At 63.3% G+C, this 5,363-nt stretch carries 5 protein-coding genes; 2 read left to right on the top strand and 3 right to left on the bottom strand.

Annotation, left to right across the window (positions count from 1 at the left end; translation table 11 throughout):
* The 3 genes from SY1_RS08565 to SY1_RS08555 form a co-directional block, all read right to left on the bottom strand.
* Window positions 1-642 (bottom strand): ABC transporter permease (locus tag SY1_RS08565; protein ID WP_208873455.1); only part of this gene is annotated, 642 nt, incomplete at its 3' end.
* Between the two features lie 12 nt (window positions 643-654).
* Complete coding sequence (gene nikB, locus SY1_RS08560) at window positions 655-1,581, bottom strand: nickel ABC transporter permease (protein WP_015556784.1); 927 nt, start codon at window positions 1,579-1,581, stop codon at window positions 655-657.
* 226 nt (window positions 1,582-1,807) lie between these two features.
* Window positions 1,808-3,406 carry an ABC transporter substrate-binding protein gene (locus SY1_RS08555; RefSeq protein ID WP_208873453.1) on the bottom strand — a complete coding sequence of 533 codons (1,599 nt, stop codon included), beginning with the start codon at window positions 3,404-3,406 and terminating at the stop codon, window positions 1,808-1,810.
* Window positions 3,407-3,828: 422 nt separating this feature from the next.
* On the opposite strand from SY1_RS08555, the gene ychF reads away from it, so the two are divergent.
* A complete protein-coding gene (gene ychF, locus SY1_RS08550) occupies window positions 3,829-4,926 on the top strand; it encodes a redox-regulated ATPase YchF (RefSeq protein ID WP_208873451.1) in 1,098 nt (365 codons plus the stop codon).
* 107 nt (window positions 4,927-5,033) lie between these two features.
* Window positions 5,034-5,363, top strand: a 330-nt coding sequence (locus tag SY1_RS08545; protein ID WP_208873450.1) for a hypothetical protein, incomplete at its 3' end; no start/stop codon positions are given.

The following is a 5,363-nucleotide window of genomic DNA, read 5'->3' as shown; positions in this document are numbered from 1 at the left end:
GCTGTTGGGGATGATGTGCTTCAGGATGATGCGCAGGTCCGGGCTGCCCACGGCCCGCGCGGCCTCGATGAACTCCATGTTGCGGATGGAGAGCACGGAGCCGCGCACGATGCGCGCGTAGGTGGGGACCGCCGAGATGCCCACGGCGATCATCAGGTTCATCAGGCTCGGCCCCAGGGCCGCCACGATGGCAATGGCCAGGAGCGTCTGGGGGATGGAGAGCAGCACGTCCATGACGCGCATGATGGCGTTGTCGAGCCTCCCGCCGTAGTAGCCGGAGACGGCACCCAAAAAGCCCCCCAGGACCAGCGCGATGCCCACGGCCACGAATCCGACCTGCAGGGACACGCGGGCGCCGTAGATCAGGCGGCTCAGGATGTCCCGGCCGAACTCGTCCGTGCCCAGCCAGTGCGCGGAGCTCGGCGTCTTGAACATCTGTGACAGGTCCTGAGCCGTGGGGTTGTAGGGGGAGATGACTTCGGCGAAGATCGCGCAGAAGACCAGGAGCAGGATGATGGCCAGCCCAAACATGGCCAGGGGGCTCTTGCTCAGGCGAAAGAGGACCTCCGCCAGGGGGCCGCGATGGACGCGCTTCGTCAGCTCGGGGACGACGCTGCCGTTCGTCTCGCTTTTATCGCTCATCTCAAGCCCCCCTTATACGAGATCCGCCTTGATGCGCGGGTCGATATAGGCATACAGAAGGTCCACCAGCAGGTTCACGATGCTGAAGGCGATGGCCACGAACAGCACGCCGCCCTGCACCATGGGGTAGTCGCGCGCCATGATGGCGCGGATCATGAGCTGCCCCACGCCCGGCACGGCAAAGACGGTTTCCGTCAGGATAGCGCCGGACAGCAGGCTTCCGAACTGAAGCCCGCAGAGCGTCACGACAGGGATCAGCGCGTTGCGCAACGCGTGCACCCAAATGACGATGGACTCCTTCTGGCCCTTCGCCCGCGCCGTCCGGATGTAGTCCGCCCGGACGACCTCCAGCATGGAGGAGCGCGTCATGCGCGTGACCATGGAGATGGACTGGGCGGCCAGCGCCACGGAGGGCAGGATCATGGCCTTGAAGGTGGAGAAGCCCGACGAAGGCAGCCAGCGCAGGTGGACGGAGAACAGCAGGATGAGCAGGAGTCCCAGCCAGAACACCGGCATGGAGAGCCCCACCATGGCGAAGATCATCGTGATGGTGTCAAACCACGAGTACTGTTTGATCGCCGAGATGATGCCGCAGGGGATGCCGATGAGGATGGCGATGATCATGGCGAAGGCGGAGAGCTTCAGGGTGTAGGGGAAGGCCGTCAGGAGCTCCTTCATGACGGGGCGCCTCGAGCTGTAGGAGCGGCCGATATCCCCATTGATCGCCTTCCAGACGTAATTTCCGAACTGCACCAGGTAGGGGTCGTTCAACCCCTCCTTGTCCCTGAATTCCTTGATGGCCTCGTCCGTCGCCATGTCGCCAAGGACCATGCGCGCGGGGTCGCCCGGCGTCAGGTAGAGCAGGGTGAAGACGCAGAACGCGACCCCCAGGAGGACAGGGATAAGGAACAGGACACGGCGAATGATGTATCGCAGCATCGAAGGATCATCCTTCCTTTCCTAGAGTTTACAGGGGTAGTGCGCAGAGAGGGAGACGTGAAATTTTTGCCCCGGCCGGGCCGGGGCGTCAAAGAACGGACGGCAGAGAAGTTCCCCTCCCCGCCGTCCGTTGACCTCAGGAGTTCAGCCCCAGGGGGCCTGTCTCAGGAACGGGCCTCCGGCCGCGAACGAAAGCGGCCGGGGACTCCTTCAGGCGCTTTCCCTCTTAATCCTCGAAGTAGGCCGGAGCGAACCGGTGGACCTCGAAGGGGTTGATCTTGAAGCCCTTCACGGCCTTGCGGACGCCCACAACCGCCTCGTCGTTGTGCAGGTAGACCATCGGGCACTGCTCGTTGATGAAGAGCTGCATGTCCTTATAGACCTGCTTGCGCTCGTCGCCGTCCTGAAGGCTGCGCCCCTTGGCGAGGAGCTCGTCCAGCTCCTTGTTGCTGAAGCCCGTGTAGTTCGTGCCGGCACCGGTAGCCAGAAGGCCCGCCACGGCGTAGTTGGGATCGGGAACGGAGAGGCCCCAGCCAAGCAGGAACACGTCGTGGGCCCTCTGCTGGAGGATGCCGAGGTAGGAGCCCCACTCCATCTGCTTGATGTCCGTCTTGATGCCAAGCTCGGCAAGCTGAGACTGAATGATCTGCGCCATGTCCACGCGCTCCTTGCGCTCGTTGGTGAGGATGGTGAAGGAGAGCGTTGCGGGGTCGATGCCCGCCTCCTTGAAGAGGGCCTTGGCCTTCTCGACGTCCCGCTCATGCACCGGGAGCTCGTCGTTGATCGAGTACTTCGTGGAGGACGGGATCAGGCTGCGGGGGGTCTTGCCAACCCCGCGGAACACGGCCTTCTGGATGCCCACCGTGTCGAGAGCGGCGAAGACGGCCTGGCGGAAGCGGGCGTCGTTGAAGGGGGCCTTCGTGGTGTTGAAGCCCATGTAGGTGGTGGAGGAAAGGGGCATACGCTGCAGGGTCAGCTCGTCATTCCCCTCGACGCGGGAGAGCTCGACCGTGCTGATGGGGTAGGAGATGTCCACGGCGCCCGTCTCAAGCTCGATGGTCCGGTTCGTCGGTTCGGGGATAGCGCGCACGGTCAGCGTCTTGACCTTCGCCTTCTCCCCCCAGTAGTCGTCGAAGCGCTCGAAGGTGTAGTGGTCGCCCTTGGCCCACTCCTTGAACTTGAAGGCGCCGGTGCCCACGGGCTCTATGCCGTAGTCGTCGCCTGCGGCCTCAACGACCTTCTTGTTGACGATGCTGCCCCAGCTGTGAGACAGGGAGGCGAAAAAGGGCGTGTTGGCGGTCTTGAGGTGCAGGATCACCGTGTAGTCGTCCACGATCTCGACGTTATCGAGGTCCTGGGAGTACTCGTGGATCTGAGCCCCACGGGGCGTGTTGGCGCGCTCGAGGGAGAACTTGACGTCCTCGGCCTTCATCTCGTCGCCGTTGTGGAACTTGACGCCCTTGCGCAGGGTCATCTTGTAGTCCTTGTCCGTCAGAAACTCCCACTTCTCCGCCAGGCAGGGTTGCGGCATGCCGTCGTCGTTCAGGATGACCAACGTGTCGTAGATCTGGGCGCAGGCGCGCGAGGTTGGGTAGTCGTTGTGGTTGATGGGGTCCAGCGTCGTGGCGTCGTACTGGTCGGCGACGACCAGCTCATCCTTCGCCGCCAGGGCCGCGCCACAGAGCGACAGGGCCAGCGCAAAAGCCAGAACTGCAGAGACGAACTTCTTCAATGCTATCCTCTCCTTACGGAAGATATCCCCCTCCTGACAGGGGGGAACCCCCAGGGGGCGGACGCCCCTCCGGTTGTTTTTATATTTTACCATCCGCGCCGCCGCACCGACTTCCGCCCGCGGGCACAACGTCCCCTCTGCGGCGGGGCACTAAAAACGCGAAATTCGTCCTTTGGATTTTATTGTAGTGACGAGGGCGGCGCCCTTGATACGCTTTTGATTTTTTATTTTAGCACGCCGGAGCCGTCAGGGAAGGGAAGGCCGGCCGCCAAACCGAATATATTATTTTTCACCACCCCCAGCGCACCGCCGGCAACCAGGGGACAGAGAACGCCTCAACGGCGTTCGCATCCTGAAAGAGGTTGGCTTTCCCGCCGCCATGTCGTAAAATAAGAGTCAGGGCCAAAGCGTCGCAGACGGCCTCCAAAGGGCCGTCGGGGCGCGGTCCCGGTCAAACGGTTTTGAATGCTTTTTGACCGGCTTTTTTCTTTGTGCTTTTTTTGGAGGGGATATTTTTGTTGAAATGCGGAATCGTCGGCCTGCCTCTTTCGGGCAAATCCACGGTGTTCAACGTCATCACGCGCGCCGGAGCGGAGGTCAAGCCCTACGCGGGCGGCAGGACCGAGCCGAACCGAGCCCTGGTCAGCGTCCCGGACGCGCGCTTCGACAAGCTGACCGAGGTGTTCAAGCCCCGAAAGGAGACGCCCGCCGCCATCGAGTTCGTGGACCTGGCGGGCCTGTCCCGCGACGCCAGCAAGGGCGCCGGTCTGGGCAACTCCTTTCTCTCCTTCGTCGCGGAGTCCGAGGCGCTGCTGCACGTCGTGCGGGCCTTCGACAACCCCTCCGTCCCCCACCCGGAGGAGACCATCGACCCCCTGCGCGACTGGAAGATCGTGGAGACGGAGCTCATCTACCGCGATCTGGGCGTCATCGGAAACCGCCTCGCGCGCCTTGACGAGAAGGCGGCGAAGCGCAAGGCCTCCCCCGCCGAGAACGCGGAGGGGGAGCTTCTGCACGCCCTTCAGGACCACCTGATGGAGGAGCGTCCCCTGCGTGAGTTCCCCCTGACGGAGGAACAGCGGCGCACCCTGTCGGGCTTCGCCTTCCTGACGCTGAAGCCTGAGCTCGTGGTCCTGAACCTGGACGAAGGCCAGACGGGCGACGTCCCCGAAGCCGTGCCCCTGCTGTCCGCGCTGGCGGAGAAGGGCCTGACGGCGATCCGCGTGTACGGCTCCATCGAGATGGAGCTTGCGCAGCTGACCCCGGAGGAGCAGAAGGAGTTCATGAAGGACCTCTCCGTCGAGGAGCCGGGCCGCGATCGCCTGATCCACGAGGCCTATCGCCTCCTGGGGCTCATCTCGTTCTTCACCAGCGGCGAGGACGAGGTGCGTGCCTGGACTCTCCGGAACGGCGACGCCGCCCTGGACGCGGCGGGGGCCATCCACTCCGACCTGGCGCGCGGCTTCATCCGGGCTCAGGTCGTCTCCTTCGACGACTTCGCGGCCAACGGCTACAGCATGGCGTCCTGTCGGGACAAGGGCGTCCTCCGCCTCGAGGGGAAGGAGTACCCCGTCCGGGACGGTGACATGATCGAGATTCGATTCAACGTTTAGCGGCAACTTGTTGTCGTGCGACCTCCAGCGGCGGCCCGCCCCTTGCAAAAGGCGGGACATAATGTGAGAATACGCAGGAGAACCCGGTTTGAGGAGATGGAGTTCCCATGGAATTTTTAAACGGCATCGCTGAGAAGCTGGCACCCATCCACGAGAAGATCCTGGACCTGACAAACCCCTTGACCTTGACGATCGAGGCGTACATCCCGCAGCTTGCCTCCTTTCACGATCAGCTCATCTACGTCCTGATCCTGGCTGTGATCTTGCTCTTTGGCCTGCTGAGGAAGGGCCCGTTGCGGCTGACGAGAGCCAGGCCCCCGCGCCGGGTCGGCCCCGAAATGCGGATGAGCCGGTCGTCCGCGCCATCGACGCCGACCTCGCTCCCACCGAAATTCAAGAGCGTTGTACACGGGCGCGTGCTGGATTATGGATCTCAG

The sequence above is a fragment of the Fretibacterium fastidiosum genome (assembly GCF_000210715.1).
In the GTDB taxonomy this organism is placed as follows: domain Bacteria; phylum Synergistota; class Synergistia; order Synergistales; family Aminobacteriaceae; genus Fretibacterium; species Fretibacterium fastidiosum.
This window is presented reverse-complemented; position numbering and strand designations above follow the sequence as displayed.